Below are 442 nucleotides of genomic sequence, written 5' to 3'. Positions count from 1 at the left end.
CCATATCGATACAAAACGCTTGTTCGTTGCGCCGGCGTTTACCTGGAAGCTGGCGCCGTCGACCCGGCTCAATTACAGCGCTGAAGTCCTGCGCCACCAGACGCCGCTGGACCGGGCTGTCGTTGCCGTCAACGGCCAGCTCGGCGTTCTTCCGCGCAGTCGTTTCCTCGGTGAGCCGGCCGACGGCGACATACGCATCGACAACCAGACGCACCAATTGGTATTGGATCATGTATTCAATGGGCAATGGTCGGGCCGAGTAGCCGTGTCCTACAAAAAAGGGACGTTGGAAGGATTTTCGACCGAGGCGCAGCCGACCCTGCAACCGGACCAGCGTACCCTGCGGCGCCAGCGGCGTTTCCGCGATTACGCATCGGATGACGTGTCGCTGCAAGGCGAGCTCACAGGCCGGATTCAAACCGGAAGCATCAGCCATGAAGTG

The 442-nt window shown here is 60.6% G+C and carries 1 pseudogene; it reads left to right on the top strand.

Features of this window, described 5'->3' with window-relative positions:
- Nucleotides 1–442: pseudogene (locus DVK06_RS18825) on the top strand (hypothetical protein); the annotation flags it as partial.

Source organism: Halorubrum sp. Atlit-28R, assembly GCF_003665955.1.
Classification (GTDB): Archaea; Halobacteriota; Halobacteria; order Halobacteriales; family Haloferacaceae; genus Halorubrum; species Halorubrum tropicale.
Note: the sequence above shows the minus strand (reverse complement) of the source record. Positions and strands in the feature narration are given on the sequence as shown.